This is a genomic window from Brachyspira innocens ATCC 29796 (genome assembly GCF_000384655.1).
Classification (GTDB): Bacteria; Spirochaetota; Brachyspiria; order Brachyspirales; family Brachyspiraceae; genus Brachyspira; species Brachyspira innocens.
On record NZ_ARQI01000107.1, the window covers coordinates 1 to 17,327 of the forward strand.

Annotated in this window: 14 protein-coding genes, 1 tRNA gene and 1 pseudogene; 9 read left to right on the plus strand and 7 right to left on the minus strand. The window is 26.9% G+C overall.

All coding sequences use genetic code 11. The features are described from left to right. Positions 1–52 precede the first annotated feature (52 nt). Positions 53–981, minus strand: a pseudogene (locus tag F811_RS16030) (Rpn family recombination-promoting nuclease/putative transposase). A gap of 124 nt (positions 982–1,105) precedes the next feature. Here F811_RS16030 and mscL point away from each other — a divergent pair. Beyond that, the gene (gene mscL / locus F811_RS0106800) at positions 1,106–1,570 is read left to right on the plus strand and encodes a large conductance mechanosensitive channel protein MscL (RefSeq protein WP_020004520.1); all 465 of its coding nucleotides are present in this window, start codon (positions 1,106–1,108) and stop codon (positions 1,568–1,570) included. Positions 1,571–1,593: 23 nt separating this feature from the next. Here mscL and F811_RS0106805 read toward each other — a convergent pair whose 3' ends face one another. From F811_RS0106805 to F811_RS0106820, 4 genes are all read right to left on the minus strand, one after another. Next, positions 1,594–2,367 carry an ABC transporter ATP-binding protein gene (locus F811_RS0106805; RefSeq protein ID WP_020004521.1) on the minus strand — a complete coding sequence of 258 codons (774 nt, stop codon included), beginning with the start codon at positions 2,365–2,367 and terminating at the stop codon, positions 1,594–1,596. Position 2,368: 1 nt separating this feature from the next. Then, positions 2,369–3,373 (minus strand): FecCD family ABC transporter permease, encoded by a 1,005-nt coding sequence (locus F811_RS0106810; RefSeq protein ID WP_020004522.1) that lies wholly within the window; start codon positions 3,371–3,373, stop codon positions 2,369–2,371. An 8-nt stretch (positions 3,374–3,381) separates the two neighbouring features. Further along, on the minus strand, positions 3,382–4,314 hold the full coding sequence (locus F811_RS0106815) for an ABC transporter substrate-binding protein (protein ID WP_020004523.1): 933 nt from the start codon (positions 4,312–4,314) through the stop codon (positions 3,382–3,384). A gap of 146 nt (positions 4,315–4,460) precedes the next feature. Then, positions 4,461–5,090: a MotA/TolQ/ExbB proton channel family protein gene (locus tag F811_RS0106820; protein WP_020004524.1), complete on the minus strand. Its 630-nt coding sequence runs from the start codon at positions 5,088–5,090 to the stop codon at positions 4,461–4,463. 333 nt (positions 5,091–5,423) lie between these two features. On the opposite strand from F811_RS0106820, the gene argC reads away from it, so the two are divergent. From argC to F811_RS0106855, 7 genes are all read left to right on the plus strand, one after another. Beyond that, positions 5,424–6,482 carry an N-acetyl-gamma-glutamyl-phosphate reductase gene (argC, locus tag F811_RS0106825; protein ID WP_020004525.1) on the plus strand — a complete coding sequence of 353 codons (1,059 nt, stop codon included), beginning with the start codon at positions 5,424–5,426 and terminating at the stop codon, positions 6,480–6,482. 127 nt (positions 6,483–6,609) lie between these two features. Continuing rightward, complete coding sequence (argJ, locus tag F811_RS0106830) at positions 6,610–7,842, plus strand: bifunctional glutamate N-acetyltransferase/amino-acid acetyltransferase ArgJ (protein WP_020004526.1); 1,233 nt, start codon at positions 6,610–6,612, stop codon at positions 7,840–7,842. Positions 7,843–7,870: 28 nt separating this feature from the next. After that, a complete protein-coding gene (gene argB / locus F811_RS0106835; protein ID WP_020004527.1) occupies positions 7,871–8,737 on the plus strand; it encodes an acetylglutamate kinase in 867 nt (288 codons plus the stop codon). Between the two features lie 41 nt (positions 8,738–8,778). Further along, a complete protein-coding gene (locus tag F811_RS0106840) occupies positions 8,779–10,017 on the plus strand; it encodes an aspartate aminotransferase family protein (RefSeq protein ID WP_020004528.1) in 1,239 nt (412 codons plus the stop codon). Positions 10,018–10,228: 211 nt separating this feature from the next. Then, positions 10,229–10,999: an HAD-IIA family hydrolase gene (locus F811_RS0106845; RefSeq protein ID WP_020004529.1), complete on the plus strand. Its 771-nt coding sequence runs from the start codon at positions 10,229–10,231 to the stop codon at positions 10,997–10,999. A 119-nt stretch (positions 11,000–11,118) separates the two neighbouring features. Beyond that, complete coding sequence (locus F811_RS0106850; protein WP_020004530.1) at positions 11,119–12,246, plus strand: MFS transporter; 1,128 nt, start codon at positions 11,119–11,121, stop codon at positions 12,244–12,246. A 109-nt stretch (positions 12,247–12,355) separates the two neighbouring features. Continuing rightward, positions 12,356–13,270: a DMT family transporter gene (locus tag F811_RS0106855; protein ID WP_020004531.1), complete on the plus strand. Its 915-nt coding sequence runs from the start codon at positions 12,356–12,358 to the stop codon at positions 13,268–13,270. Between the two features lie 312 nt (positions 13,271–13,582). Here the strand turns inward: F811_RS0106855 and F811_RS0106860 are convergent, their stop codons facing one another. Beyond that, entirely contained in the window at positions 13,583–15,160 is a 1,578-nt protein-coding gene (locus F811_RS0106860) for a helix-turn-helix domain-containing protein (RefSeq protein WP_020004532.1), read from the minus strand. Between the two features lie 719 nt (positions 15,161–15,879). Between F811_RS0106860 and F811_RS0106865 the strand changes: the two genes are divergently transcribed. Then, a complete protein-coding gene (locus tag F811_RS0106865) occupies positions 15,880–17,163 on the plus strand; it encodes a hemolysin family protein (RefSeq protein ID WP_020004533.1) in 1,284 nt (427 codons plus the stop codon). Positions 17,164–17,166: 3 nt separating this feature from the next. On the opposite strand, the gene F811_RS0106870 is transcribed toward F811_RS0106865, so the two are convergent. Then, positions 17,167–17,248 (minus strand) — tRNA-Leu (locus tag F811_RS0106870). Positions 17,249–17,327 lie beyond the last annotated feature (79 nt).

The following is a 17,327-nucleotide window of genomic DNA, read 5'->3' on the forward strand; positions in this document are numbered from 1 at the left end:
TAAAAAACTTGCTCGCATATAATCTCCTACCATTCTTACGAATGGTAGGCACTCACAAGTTTTTTATTTCTTCTATACTTAAACCTGTTATTTTGCTTATATCTTCAATACTTATATTAATATTTTTAAGATTTAAAGCTATAGTTTTTGCTTTATTTATTTCTCCCTGTTCTATACCTTGTTCTATACCTTTCTCTATACCTTTCTGAAATCCTATTTCTATACCTTCTTTTTTTCCTTCTGCCCTCTCATATTGAAGCATAGCAGCTTGACCATAAAGAAAAGTGTCTCTTTCATTATACGCTGACATTTCTTTTTCATCAGCTACAAATCTTTTATATTTATCTATTACCTTACTCATAATTGTATTTCCTCCTATGAGTTTATTAATATCTTTCTCTAAATCTTTAGTAGTAAAAAATCAATCCAAGATAAAAGTTTATTTTTATTATAGTTGTCTATGCTAGTATTTTTTAGTATTTCTGCAAATCTTTTAATCTCTATAAAATGTATCTGAAAATCATCAAGTCTAAGACTAGGATTATGAATATCAGAAAATGTTAAACATTTATGCTCTCTTCTTATATCAGTTTCAGTTCCTATATCCAAATTGAAATTGATAAAGCTAATACTAATCATCTGACTTATGTTAATATATAAATCGCTTTCTTTTAGTTCAGAAGCTATATTTTTGGCTATGTAATATAATATTCTTTTTATAAAATTGTTGTTTCCTACTAATTGTATTTCAACAAGTACTTTTTTACCATCTTTAGTTTTTGCTTTAACATCAAGGATAGACTCTTTTAAATTCTCATTTTCTGCTAAATTGTAAGGATTAATTATTTCAAGATTACTCACAGATTCAAAACCTACATCATTTAAAACGGCATTAACGATATTTTCTAATATATCCTCATCGCCTTCAGTACCAATTAGATATCGTACAAATAAATCATTAAGTCTATTAATCTCTTTCATAATTTTATTATACTAAAAACTAATAAATTGTCAAAGTTTATATAAAAATACTATCAACTATAATTTGCAAAAAATATAAATTGTTTTATTATTTAACAATAACATTTTCATTAGGATTTTTATTATGATAGAAGAGTTTAAAAAGTTTATTATGCGTGGCAATATATTGGACATGGCAATAGGTATAGTTATTGGGGCTTCATTTACAAAAATAGTTAATTCTTTTGTTGAAGATATATTAATGCCGCCTATAGGACTAATATTAAGCGGGATAGACTTTTCTAATATATTTATAGTAATTAAAAAAGGTATTTCTGATGCTGGTCCTTATACTTCAATAGAAGCAGCAAAACAAGCTGGTGCTGTTGTTATAGGTTTTGGTGTTTTTATTAATACTATAATAAGTTTTTTTATAACTGCTTTGGCAATATTTATGATAATAAAGATATTTAATAAAATGAGAGAAAAAATGGTAAAAAAAGAAAAAGAAGAGAAAGAATCAGAAGAGAAAATATGCCCTTACTGCTGTTCTTCTGTCAATATAAAAGCAGTAAAATGCCCTCATTGCACTTCAGATTTAAATAAATAAATTATATATGCATTACAAAATTATTATGACCACCTTAAAAAAGAATTATGCATATACTCAAAAACATCTATATCGTATATATAGTTTAATAATGAAACATCAAAATTATTAATACTTCCGAAATATTTAGATCCGCCGTCTTTTAAAACTAATAATTTATCTGCGAAATTTAATGCAGCATTTATATCATGAAGCACAGCAATAATACATCTATCTCCATTTTTCACCCATTCTTTTAAGTTATAAATTAATTCTATCTGACTATTTAAATCCAAATGATTTGTAGGCTCGTCCATCAATATAATACTAGGATTCTGTACTAAAGTTCTCGCTAAAAAAACTCTTTGAAGCTCTCCCCCAGAAAGTTCGGTTATCAATTTATCTTTTAAATGCATTATCTTTAATTTTTCCATATAATGAATAACAAAATCCTTATCTTCTTTACTTGGCATAGATAATAATTTATCTTTATAATTAGAATATCTTCCCATCATTATTGTATCATAAGAAGTATATCCAAAATAAATAGAAGACATTTGACTCATAATTGCTATAGTTTTATAAGCATCTATTTTTCTTATATCTTTATTATTAATAAATATTTTACCCTCAAAATCTATTATTCTGCAAAGTGATTTTAACAAAGTACTCTTTCCGCATCCATTAGGTCCTATAATACATAAACTTTCATTCTGAGATACCTCAAATGATATATCTTTTAATACTTCTTTTTTATTTATATTATTTTTATAATACAAAGATACATTTTCCGCTTTTACCATAACAGTTTTATTCATATTACATTCCATTATTTTTATTTGATATAAATATATACAAAAAGAAAGGAGCTCCTATAACAGCAGTAACTATCCCTATAGGTATATTAGAACCCTGAACTATAATCCTAGAAAATATATCAGAAACATTAAGAAGAAGCCCTCCAATTAAAGCAGATGCAGGAAAAACGATAATATGCTTAGCCCCGAATATTTTTCTTGCTATATGAGGAGATACCAAATCAACAAAACCTATTACTCCAGTAAAAGCAACTAATACCGCTGTTATAAATGAAGATATTAATATAAAAAATATCCTCATTTTTTTTACATCTACACCAAGCGATAAGCTAGTTTCATCTCCAAAAGTCATTATATCAAGCACACTGGAATATTTCATAAGTATTAATAAAAATACTAATGTCATTACAATAATAATAAAGATATCTATTTTATTTCTTACAAATAAACTTCCAAGCTGCCAAAGTATTATTTTGTTTGAGTATTTAGGAAACATATATGATAAAAAACTCATAACCGAACTTAAAAATAATGATATCACTATTCCTGCAAGTATTATAGAATTGCTGCTCATATATTTATCTATTTTTTTTGATATAAATAGTATAAATAATATAGTAATAAAAGCAAATATCATTGAAACACCTATAAAAAAATATTGATTAAATGATATATTCATTACTATGAGCAAAGCAGCCCCAAGTCCAGCACCAGATGATATGCCAAGATTATATGCAGAAGCAAGAGTGTTTCTTAATATAGACTGTATCACAACTCCTGTCATAGATAATGAAGCCCCTACAAATAATGATAATATAGAATGCTGAAGCCTGATATTTATAATGTCAGAGTTTATTTTGTTTATATTAATAAGTTCTATGCTAGAGACTTTATATATAAGTATGCATATTATTTCTTTGGGAGATATAAAAACACTTCCAATGCATACAGACAATATTGATGAGATAAAAACTAATATTAAAATTATTATAATTTTTTTTATCATTTTTATTATTAATTCCTAATTATTTGAACATCTTTATATTCATTAGGATAAATATATTTAGCCATATCTAATAGTGCATATATAATATTATGAGTAGGAAGAGAAGATGAAGATATATAATAAACATCTTTATTTTTTAAAGCATTTATATTCTGCCAAGACTGACGTCTCAATATTTCTTCTTCAGGATTATCTACATAATCTACACTAGTGAATATTATATCTGGATTAGAAAAAAGTACATTTTCTTCAGATACTGCTATCCAAGAATTTCTATCTTTAAATATATTCTTAGCACCTATAATATTAATCATATCATCTAGATAAACATTAGTACCAAATGAATAAAGATTAGGCAAAGCAGCTATTTCAAAATACACTTTTTTGCTATTTGTTATAGTATTTCCTATAGATTTTATTTTTTCTATATTTAAATCCATAATGTTTACAATATTTGAAGCTTCAGTATTTTTATTTAAAACATGCCCTATAAAATATATATCATCTTCTATTGATTTTATAGTATCACTATTAGGTATAACTGCTGTACATATTCCAGAAGCATTTATAGAATCAAGAGAGTTTTTACCAGAAAACACACTGAAAGTATTAACAAATAAAATATCTGGTTTAATTGCTGTCATCTTTTCAGAATCTGGATTTAGCATATCAAAAACTAATATATTAGATATATCTATATTATTAGTTTGTAAAATTTCTTTTGAAGTAGCATCTGCCGCTATTATTTTATCCGAAAGCCCTAAAGCTATTATAATGTCTGTAACAGCAGGAGATAAAGAAGCCAGCCTATCTATATTATCTGGAAGAATTATACTATTTCCCGCTCTGTCTTTAAGTGTATTGTCAGAAGTATTTGGAGCGTTACATGAAAATAAAAATATATTAAAAATGATTAACAGTATTATTTTAATTTTTTTCATAAATATAAACATTTCTTTTTTATATTAAAAACTTTTATATAAATATTTATTTTTTATGATTATAAACTCAAATATATAATTGTCAATAAAACTATATCATTAAAGAATTTTTATTATTTATATATACAAACTTTATAAAATAATAACTATTTATTAATGTCATTATTCTGATTTATTATATAATCTGATATTTCATTAGATAAGTTTTCCATAAAAAGTATTCTTGCATTAATCGTATTTACAAAATAATTATAAAATATAACTGCAGGTATAGCAATAATAAGTCCAGCAGCAGTTGTAAGTAAAGCATTAGCTATACCAGAAGCCAAAGCAGTAGGTTTTCCGCTTCCCACAACTGAAATCACAGCAAATGACTGTATCATACCTAGTATAGTACCCAAAAGACCTAAAAGCGGTGCTATTGTAGATATAGTAGAAAGTGCAGAAATAAATCTTTCAAGTCTTGGAAGTTCTTTATTCGAAGCACTTTGCATAAACTCTTTCGGAGCATTAATATTTTTAAGACCAGACATTATAATATTTGATAAAGGCGATTTTGAAGTCTCGCATAATGCAATAGCTGCTTTTATCTCTCTATCTTTAACTAAAGAAACTAATTTTGGAGCTAATGAACTATCTTCTGATTTTATTCTAGTAAAATATATAAATCTGTCTACTATTATAGTTAAAGCTAATACAGAAGATATAAGAAGCCCTATCCAGCAAACCGTCATAGCTGAGTTTAAAAGACTTTCAGAACCGAATATATTATCCATATATAAAAATGCCTCATATAAATATTGTTATTGGTTAAAACATTATAATTGTAAGAATATAAAAAATCAATAATTAAAAATATATTTTATTTTAAAAATAAATATAAAAATCCTTGACATTTTTTATTATTTATAATAGTATCTTTGCAGACAGTAAAATGTTTTAGGAAAAATAAAATGTATAATATAAATTATAATTTGTTTTTAAACCATCTTTCAAGGCGTTAAGCCTCCAAATTTCTTTTCATAAAAATAATATCTAAAAATAATTTTAAACAAAAATTTTTAATAAAAATGTATTCTTACTAAAAAATATCAGAGGAGTATTGTATTATGATAAAAGTATCTGTTATAGGTGCAACAGGTTATGCTGGAATAGAATTAATAAGACTATTATTATCGCATAGTAAAGTAGAATTAAAAAATCTTTCTTCAAAAAGTTTTGTAGGTAAAAGCATTGTTGAAATATACGCCAATCTAAACAAGAATTGTGATAAAATATTAGTAGATGAAAATGAAATATTTGAAGATACTGATGTAGTATTTGCTTCGCTTCCTGCAGGATTAAGCGATGACATTGCAAATAAATGCTTTGAAAAAAATATTTTGTTTATAGATTTGGGTGCTGATTTCAGACTTGATAATGAAGAAGATTATAAAAAATGGTACGGCAAAGAATATAAATACAAAAATATACATAAAGAAGCAATATATTCAATACCAGAAATAATTAAATATGATAGTGTATATAATAAAAAAGATTTAAACAAAGCAAAAATTATAGGAAATCCAGGTTGCTACCCTACTTCTATAGGTTTGGCATTAGCTCCAGCATTGGTAAAAAAAATAATATTAAAAGATGATATTATAATAGATTCAAAATCAGGAGCTACAGGTGCAGGACGTGAATTGAAATTAAATACTCATTTTACAGAATGTAATGAGGCTTTCTCTCCATATAAAGTTGCAGAACATAGACATACACCAGAAATAGAACAAACATTATCAAATATATATGGAGAAGATATAAAAGTAACTTTTGTTCCGCACTTGCTTCCATTAAATAGAGGTATAATTTCAACAATATATGCTAAATTAGAAAATAAAAATGATACATTGGAAAATATACATAGTATTTATAAAGAGTTTTATAAAGACTCAAAGTTTGTAAGAGTGCTTAATATAGGAGATACTGCCAATTTAAAATATGTTAAATACTCAAACTACTGTGATATATCTTTGCATATGGACAGCAGAACAAATAAATTAATAATAGTATCCGCAATAGATAATATGGTAAAAGGAGCGGCAGGACAGGCAATACAAAACATGAATATAGCATTAGGCTTTAAAGAAGATGAGGGATTGAATATAATTCCTCCAGCTTTCTAAAACATAATAAGTTTATAGCTAGTAACAATAAAAAAATAATTTTAAAGCTATAAACGAGCAGCTGATAACTGGAAGTTGTCAGCTAATTTAAAGCGAGTTTATAGCTAGCAACAATAGGAGATTATAAATGGATAGTTTTAAACAAATTGAAGGCGGTGTATGTGCTGCTAAAGGTTTCAAAGCAAATGGAGTACATGCTGGTATAAAGAAAAACAGTGAAAAAAAAGATTTAGCAATAATTTACAGTGAAAGTTTATGTTCAGTAGGAGCTGTATATACACAGAATAAAGCCTGCGGAGCGAATATCACTGTAAGTAAAGAACATTTAAAAGACGGCAAAGCAAAAGCTGTTATATGCAATTCTGGAAATGCTAATACCTGCAATAGAGACGGAGTTGAAAAAGCAAAAGAAATGTGTAAACTAGCAGCAGACGTTTTGGGCATTGATGAAAAAGATGTTGCCGTTGCTTCTACAGGCGTTATAGGGGTACCTCTCAATATAGAGCCTATACAAAAAAATATAAAAACATTAATAGACAATTTAGGTCATTCTAAAGAACATGCCCAAAATGCCGCAGCAGCTATAATGACAACTGATACATTTATGAAAGAGATTGCTTATGAATTTGAAATTGACGGAAAAATAGTTCATATAGGCGGAATGTCAAAAGGAAGCGGCATGATTCATCCTAATATGGCAACTATGCTTGCTTTTGTAACTACTGACTGCAATATCACAAGCGAGATGCTGCAAAAGGCTTTAAGCGAGGATGTAAAATCTACTTATAATATGGTTAGTGTTGATGGAGATACTTCTACTAATGATATGTGTGTAGTTCTTGCTAATGGAGAAGCTCAAAATAATATAATAGATAAAGAAGATGATAATTATAAAATATTTTGCAAAGCATTAAATATGGTTAACACATATTTATCAAAACAAATGGCAAAAGACGGAGAAGGCGCTACCAAATTAATAGAATGCGAAGTTATAAATGCCAGCGATATAAAATTGGCTAGAAAAATAGCAAAATCTGTAATCACTTCAAATTTGGTAAAAGCTGCTATGTTCGGATGCGATATGAACTGGGGACGTATTTCATGTGCTATAGGATATACTGAAGATGCTGATTTTGATATAAATAAAGTATCTATAAATGTAGGTTCTAAATATGGGGAGATGAATGTTTATAAAGACGGATATGGTGTAGAGTTCAGCGAAGAAGAGGCTTTAAAAATATTAAAAGAAGATGAAATAAAAATTACAATAGATATGAACTGTGGTACAAGTAAAGCTGTTGCTTGGGGCTGTGATTTAACTTATGACTATGTAAAAATTAACGGCTCTTACAGAAGTTAAAATAATAATAAAAAATAGGAAATAAAAAATGGAAAATATTTCAAACAGAGATAAAGCATTTATATTAAATCAGGCACTTCCATATATGCAAAGATACACTGGAAAAACAGTCGTTATAAAATACGGCGGAAGTGCTATGGAAAATCCAGAATTGAAAAAGAAAGTTATGAGCGATGTTGCTCTCATTTCCACTTTGGGAATAAGAGTTATAGTAGTTCATGGAGGCGGTAAAGATATTACTGCTATGCTTAATAAAATAGGAAAAGAGTCAAAGTTTATAAACGGACTTAGATATACTGATAAAGAAACTGCTGAAGTAGTAAAAATGGTACTTGCTGGAAAGGTTAATAAAGAATTAGTAGCGTCACTTGAAAACTGTGGAGGAAAATGTTTGGGTATATGCGGTATTGACGGAAGTATGTTTAAAGTAAGCAAATATAAAGGTGATACTGATTTGGGATTTGTAGGCGATGTTGATAGTGTGGATACTGATTTATTAAACACAATTATAACAAATAAATACATTCCAATAGTTGCAACTGTCGGATGCGATAATGAAGGAAATGTATACAATATCAATGCCGATACTGCAGCTGCTAAAATAGCAGAAAGTCTTAAAGCAGAAACCTTAATATACATGACTGATACACCCGGACTTCTAAAAGATAAAGATGATGAAAGCTCTTTAATAAGCCAGATAAATATTAAAGATATAGATAATTTAATAAAAGACGGCACTATATCAGGTGGTATGATACCTAAAGTTAAACATTGTATAGATGCCGTTGAAAATGGAGTGTCAAGAGTGTTTATAATAGATGGAAGATTATGCCATTCATTATTAATAGAAATGTTTACCGATGAAGGTATAGGAACTATGTTTTATAAAGACTAAAAATAATAATGAATAAATAAAATATAAATGAGGGTAAAAATATGCCAAGCAAAAAAACAAATAAACAAAATACTGAAGATAGTGATAAGTCAAAATTAAAAAAAGAATATATAAACAATAGTAAAAAATATGTTGCTAATACTTATGCTAGATTTGATTTAGTTTTAGAATCTGGAAATGGTACAAAATTAAAAGACATAGAAGGAAAAGAATATATTGATTTAGGAAGCGGAATAGGAGTTAATAGCATAGGATATGGTAATAAAAGCTGGATTAATGCTATAAATAGTCAGGCAAAAACTCTTCAGCATACTTCAAATTTGTACTACAATAAACCTTATATAGATTTAGCTAAAAAATTATGCTCTATAACAAAATATGATAAAGTATTTTTCTGTAATTCAGGTGCTGAGGCTAATGAAGCTGCTATAAAATGTGCAAGAAAATACTCTTTTGATAAATATGCTAATAATGATAAAGAATATAAAAGAAATAAAATAGTAACATTAAAAAACTCATTCCATGGCAGAACTATGGCTACCCTATCAGCTACAGGTCAGGAAGTTTTTCATAATTACTTTTTTCCATTTTTGGAAGGCTTTTCATTTGCAGAGGCTAACAATTATGAAGATACTGTTTCAAAATTAAAAGATAATGCTTGTGCTATAATGATGGAACTCATACAAGGTGAAGGCGGAGTTATACCTCTTGACAAAGAATATGTACAAAAGATAAAAAAATACTGCGAAGAAAATGATATACTTTTTATAGTTGATGAAGTACAAACTGGAGTGGGAAGAACAGGCAAATTCTTATGCTCTGAACATTTCGGCATAAAACCAGATATAACTACATTAGCTAAAGGATTGGGCGGTGGGCTTCCTATAGGTGCTATGCTTATGAGTAAAACTTGTTCTAATGTATTTAATAATGGAGATCATGGCTCTACATTCGGTGCTAATCCTATAGTGGCAAGCGGTGCTTTGGAAGTATTAAATATTATAGACAAAGACTTATTAAAAGAAGTAAGTAAAAAATCAAAATATATAAAAGATAAATTAATGAAACTTGATAATGTAGAAAGTGTTGATGGTATAGGTTTAATGCTTGGTATAAAACTTAAAGAAGGCTTAAATGCGAAAGAAATAGTAGAAAAATGTATAAGCAAAGGTGCTGTTCCATTAACAGCTAAAACAAAAATAAGACTTCTTCCTCCTCTTACAATAACAGATAAAGAGCTTGAAAAGGCTATCTCTATACTCTGTGAATGCATAGGCTAATTTGATTAATTATAAAAAATGAAAAATAAAAGCTTTACTTTTTTGTAAGGCTTTTATTTTTTATATACAAAAATAAAAAATTATAATTGACTTTTTATTTTATATTTATACAATTCATCTGTTAAAGATTATTAAAAAATTAAAAAAGAATAAAAATTGTCAGTATTTAAATATTAATATGACAATAAAAATAAACAAGAGAGAGGAATCTATGATTAGTATAATATCAGATATGGACGGAGTTATATACAGAGGAAATAATTTAATAGAAGGTGCAGAAGATTTCATAAGAATGCTATTATATAAAAATGTGCCTTTTTTATTTTTAACAAATAATGCAGAACAAACTCCAAGAGATTTAAAAAGAAAATTAGAATCATTAGGCGTAAACGGACTTGAAGAAAAACATTTCTTTACAGCAGCACAGGCAACAGCAATATTTTTACAAAGACAGCTTGCAAACGGCACTGCATATGTTATAGGTACAGGCGGACTTGTGAGCGAACTTTATAATGTGGGATATAGTATCAATGATGTTAATCCAGACTATGTAGTTGTAGGTAAAACAAATGCTTTTAATTTTGATATGCTTCAAAAGGCTGTTCATCTTATAAATAAAGGGGCAAGATTTATAGGATGCAATCCAGATATAGTAGATCCCGCACCAAACGGGGAATTAATACCTGCCGTAGGACCTATACTTGCTGCTATAGAAACTGCTACTGGAAAAAAACCTTATATTGTAGGAAAGCCTAATCCTATTATGATGTCTATTGCTAAAAACCAGATTAATGCTCATAGCGAAAATACACTTATGGTCGGCGACAGAATGGATACTGATATACTAGGAGGACTTGGGGCTGGAATGAAAACCGCTCTTGTACTTTCTGGAGTTACCAACAGAGAAATGATAGAAGGATTTCCTTACAGACCAAATTACATATTTAATTCTGTAGCCGACATAAATATAGATAATTTTTAATTTACAAATAATATTTTAGATATATAATAATAATTAGTTAAAGCTGTTTAATTTTATTAGGCAGCTTTTTTTAATTAAAAACTTCTTATTAAATTAAAATAACAATCAGGAATTTTTATATGTCTAATTTATTATTTATTATAATGACTCTTTTATGGCTGTCATTATATGTTTATATACCATATCAAGTTACATATTTATCTTCTATTAATGTAAATACATCTATGATAGGCGTTATTATAGGAGTTTACGGTGCAGCTCAGATGTTTTTAAAATTTCCTTTCGGGCTTCTTAATGATTATATAGGAAAATGCCGTTCACTCATAATATTAGCAGGACTTTTAACTTCATTTGGAGGACTAATAAGGTTATTAAATACAAATCAGTACGGATTTTTGATAGGAGGAACATTATGCGGAATATCGGCATCTATTTGGACTGTATTTATGGTTTTGTATGCATCTTATTTTGATAAAAATGAAGAATATAAAGCTACGAGCAAGGCATTAGTTGCAAGCGTTCTTGGTATGTTTATTGCTTTTTTAATAGCGGCTATTTCTTATAATAAACTTGGAATGAAATTTCTTCTTCTTGTAAGTAATGTATCTGGAGCATTGGTATCATTATTAGCATTATATTTAAAAGACAGCGAACATAGTAAAAAAATGTCTTTTAATGATTTATTTTCTGTGATAAAAAATAAAAGATTAATACTATTTTCTCTTCTTGCCGTAGTAATGCAAGGCGTACAAATGTCTGCTGTAATTTCTTTTACTTTAAATAGAATAAAAGAATTAGGAGGAAGTGATAGTAATGTTGGAATGGCTTCTATAATAAGCATGTTTTTTGCTATAGTGGGGGCATTTGTCCCAAGCAAAATAAAAAATGAAAATAATATAAAAAAATATATACCTATATCATTTATAATTATGGCTTTGTACTGTATTATAGTTATATCAGTAAATAATGTATTCATTGTAATGGCTTCTCAAGTTTTAGGCGGTTTTTCTTCTGGTATACTCGCATCACTTCTTACAAGTGAATCCATAAAAGAAATAGATATAGATAAAAAATCATCTGCTATGGGATTTTTTCAATCAACATATTCATTAGGAATTTTTATATTTCCTATAATAACTGGTAAATTAATAGATTTATATTCTATAAACTTAGCATATATTGTACTTGCGGTAATTGCTTTTTTATCATCTGTAATATCAATATCTTATTATATTACAAATAAATGACAAAAAACATTGCAAAAAAATAGTTTTATGATAATATATTACGCTTATTAATATATTTTTAGTTATATATTATTTCATAAATACGCAAAATAAAATTTAGGAAAAAATTATGTCAGAAAATAAAATATCAAATAATAATAATTCTGGATATATACTTGCAATACTCGCAGTTATAATATGGAGCGGAAACTTTGTAGCAGCTAGATTTCTTGTAGATTTTACCCCAATAGAGATTTCTTTTTACAGATGGCTAGTAACTTTTATAGTGCTCACTCCATTTTGTATAAAGAAATTGATAAAAAATATAAAATATTTAAAAGGAAGATGGATTAAAGTTATAATAATATCTATACTTGGTGTAACAGTATTTAATACATTTGTATATTTAGCAGCACATACAAGTAATGCCACTAATATGTCTTTACTTGCTACATTATCGCCTATTGTAATGGCAATAATAAGCAGGATAGTATGGAAAACTAAATTAACTATTCATCAGAAATTAGGACTTCTTATAGTTATAGTAGGTGTTGTTATACTAATAACTAAAGGAAGTATAGATGTGCTTATGAGTTTAAAATTTGCTATAGGTGATTTATACATGCTGTTTGCTGTTATATTATTTGCTATTTACACTTTGACCATTAAAATAAGACCTAAAGAAATTTCACAGTCAGCATTTTTTTATCTTATGGTTATAATAGGACTTATACCTTTGTTAGCAGCAATGATTTTTACCTACGCTTCAAACAATGCTCATGCTTTGGATACAAAATCAGCATTAATATTAATATATGTAGGAGTATTTCCTTCTGCTTTGGGTTTTATACTATGGAACATGGCTATTGCAAAAATTGGTGCTATAAAAGGGGGTATAATATATGATTCTATACCGTTCTTTTCATCTTTGGAAGCTGTTATACTTTTGCATGAAAATCTATTAATATCTCAGGTTGTAGGAGGTTTATTAATACTTGCAGGAATAATATACAGTACAGTAGGAGATAAAATAAAAAATAAATAGACTCAATTAAGTATATCTATATTATAAAAAATATTAAAGTTGTTTTAATATTTTAAATTTACTGCAATGCTTCACACAAAGTGCCGCTTTGAGTATTTCGCATTAGTTATTTGTAAACATAGGAATCCTGAATATTGATAACCTTATATCCTTGATAAACTTATATATATTATGCCAAATACTGCATTTTACGAAGCCTCGTCAAAAAAGCTGATAATACATTTACAAAATATATAAATTGACAAAACAAAAAGGATATACATAAAAAATAATGCATATCCCTTTTATTATTATAAATTAAATAAATATTTTCTACTTGGTATTTTCTACATATTCAGCAAAATTAGATAATGCTGTTTTTATATTTTTATAAAGTTTAGGGTCGTCCTGATACTTTAACATTTCTATTCTTCTGCTGTCTATTTCTTTAATATTTGCTAAATAATTGGCAAAATACTCATCTATTACCTTGTTGTATTTTGAAGTAACATTTTCTTCTTCATATGCTTTTATAACTTTTTTAGCAAGAGTTTTTTTCCAGTTTCCAGAGAATGACATAAAACCAGATAATATAAATACAACACTAGGAAGGAATGATATAGATATACCCATTATATTAAGAAAGTTTAAACTGCTTGTATTTAATAGTTTGAAAGTAGGAACTATATTTATACTGCATGATGTTATATTTGATGATATTTTAGATGTTTTATTATTATCTTTACTATTAAAATCTTCCTCTGTTATAGTCATCATATTGTATAACTGAGTATCCAATTCTAAATTAATACTATTACATAAAACTTTTATATCATCTTTTTTTCTATATACATTGTTATCATCTATAGCTTTAATTATATTATCTATATTCAAAGTGTTTTTATATATTTCGCTGAAAGCTTCTTTTGCTGATGTTCTTATTTTAGATAAATTAGGTTCTAACTTATCACTTTCTTGGAATTCATTTTTATTGTCTATTATTTCAATATCAAAATTTACACATTCCAATATTTTTTTATAGTATGCCAACTTAATACTTTGAGCAAAATTATTTTTTATTTCTTTAACAAGATTTGTATTATTTATTGAGAAAGGGAAAAATCTTTCTCTCAATAAAGTATAATCTATTTTCTTTATATTATTGCTTTTGGATATAAAGTTCTTTAAAGTATCAAATTTCTTATCTATGACACTGCCAAGCTCATCTTCATCAAAAATATTTGCTTTGGAAAATATTACAAATATATTATTAAAACTATTTGTAAAATTAGCAAGAGCATTTATATTAGTAATATCTTCCTGAGAAAATGCATTTATATCACATAGATAAATAAACATATTATTTCTGCTGTATTTTCTAGTGTCAAGCACATTTTCCTTATATTCTATAATTCTAAATAGTTTAGAATCATCTTGAAGATAATATTCATCATTATTTGTATCTTCAGAATATGGATTAGTGTCTATATTCTTATCAAAAATGGCATTGATGAATGATGTTTTTCCAGAACTGTATCTTCCGTATACCACAATATCAAATGTCTCATTTATCTGATTATAAACATTTGATAAAAGTTCCGTTATTTTATCATTATTCTTTTTGTCTGCAGAACTTATTTCTTCGCTTAGTTTGTCAGCTATATTTTGTATATTGAGAAGCTCATTATATAAATCGAAATCTTCAAAAGAATTCTTTTTATACTTTGTAAGCTCATCAATACTAAGTCCTGTATTTTCAGCCAACTTATCCAACAAGTCAAGGGTTATATTATTAGCATTTCTTTCTAATCTTGAAATATAATCCTGACGTACACCTAACATTTTCGCAAACTGACTTTGCGTTAGCTTTAAAATTTTTTCTCTAATGTCTTTTAAATTAAAATCAATCATATTTTCTTCTGTTTTATAATAAATTTATTTTCTATTATTATAAACAAAATATAAAGAATTTCAAGGGTTTTAATGTATTAAATGTATAAAAATAACCTTATTGTTATATTTTAAAATTAATATAGCATTTTTAATTGAATTTTTGATAATGAAAAATATTAAAATATAGAATTTTTTAAATCTTTTTTCTTGAGTTATATACCTAATTTTTAATTATTTAACTATTTATCAATATTTATCTATATTCCTATAGGGTATTTGTGATACTGCAAATATGAAAATATGCGTTTTTATAAAAAAGAAATATTGAAATCATACGAATTATACAAGCAATACAAATTACATTATTAAAAATAAATATAAATTTGTAAATTATGATATGCCGAATTATGATTATTTGTTAGCACTATTTTTAATATCAAATAACATAGAATATTATTATATTATATTTAATATTTATCATAAAACTGTATATCCAAAATATAAAAATAATATATAAAAAAATATAATGTAAAAAATATTTATAAACTATTGTAATTTTTGTTTTTTATAATATAATATTTTTCACAGAAATGAAATCTTGTTTAAGGATAATATTTTCAGTATACATTCTATTTATACAAATATTTCAATAGTTTCCAGCTATAATACTTATCAGATACTTTCTATTTGTTTTTCTAATCTAGTAAATAATTTTTTATTTTAAGGATAAATTAAAAATGGATATAATAATAATAGTGTTAATACTTTTAAACGGCATATTTGCAATGTCGGAAATAGCTGTAATTTCAGCTAGAAAATCTTCTTTAATGAAAGACAGTAAAGAAGGAGATAAAGGAGCAAAGGCTGCATTGTCTTTAGCTGATAATCCAGATAAGTTTCTATCAACCATACAAATAGGAATAACATTAATAGGTATATTAACAGGTATTTACTCTGGAGATACTGTTGCAAAAGAATTAGCAAATGTATTAAGTAAATTTAATATACCATCAGCATATGCTTCTGCATCTGCACAGATAATAGTTGTAGCTTTGGTTACATATTTAACACTTATATTCGGAGAGCTTGTACCAAAGAGAATAGGTATGGTTATGCCAGAAAAAATAGCTAAAGTTGCAGCATCTCCTATGACATTATTATCAAAAATAGGTGCTCCTTTTGTGTGGATTTTATCTAAAAGTGCACTATTAGTTTCTAGGGTACTTGGAATAAAAGATGATAAAAGCCCTGTAACTGAAGAAGAAATTAAATCTATGATAGAAGAAGGAAGACAGGGAGGAGAAGTAAAAGAAATTGAGCAGGATATTATAGAGCGTGCTTTCTTTTTGGGGGACAGAAAAATAGAGTCTATAATGACGCATAGAAACGACATAGTATTTTTGGATATTAATATGACAAATGAAAATATAAGAAAAATAGTGTCAAAACATTCTTTTTCTGCTTATCCTGTTGTTGATAATAATCTTGATAATATTATAGGAGTAGTTAGAGTAACTGATATATTTGATAAATTAAATACTTCAAAATCAAAGATAGAGAAATTCGTAAAGAAGGCACATTATTTTCACAACAATATGGAAGTATATTTAGTGCTTGAGGAAATGAAAAAAAATAATATAAAAATAGGGCTTGTATCTGATGAGTTCGGTAATATAGACGGAATGGTTACTCAAAGTGATATATTCGGGGCATTGGTTGGTTATGCATCTGAAGGTAAAAAAAATAATGATATAAGAAAGAGAAAGAACGGAGGCTGGTTTGTAGACGGTCAATGTCCTATTTATGATTTTTTAGATTATTTTGAAATAGAAGATGAAAATGCTTCAAGTAATTATAATACTATAAGCGGACTTATATTAGAATTATTACAGCATGTACCTTCGGAAGGCGAGGCTTTAGAATGGAAAGGGTTTAATTTAGAGATAGTTGATATGGACGGAGCGAGAATAGATAAACTTATAGTTAATAAAATTGAAAATAAAGAAGAAATAAATAACTAAAATTGCTCGAGACTGGACTTGAACCAGCACGGTGTTACCCGACAGCACCTCAAGCTGTTGTGTCTACCTATTCCACCACCCGAGCTTAAATAATAATTTAGGGTATTATATATTAAATAATTATTTTGTCAAATGATTATTATCTTATTTACTTTAATTATATT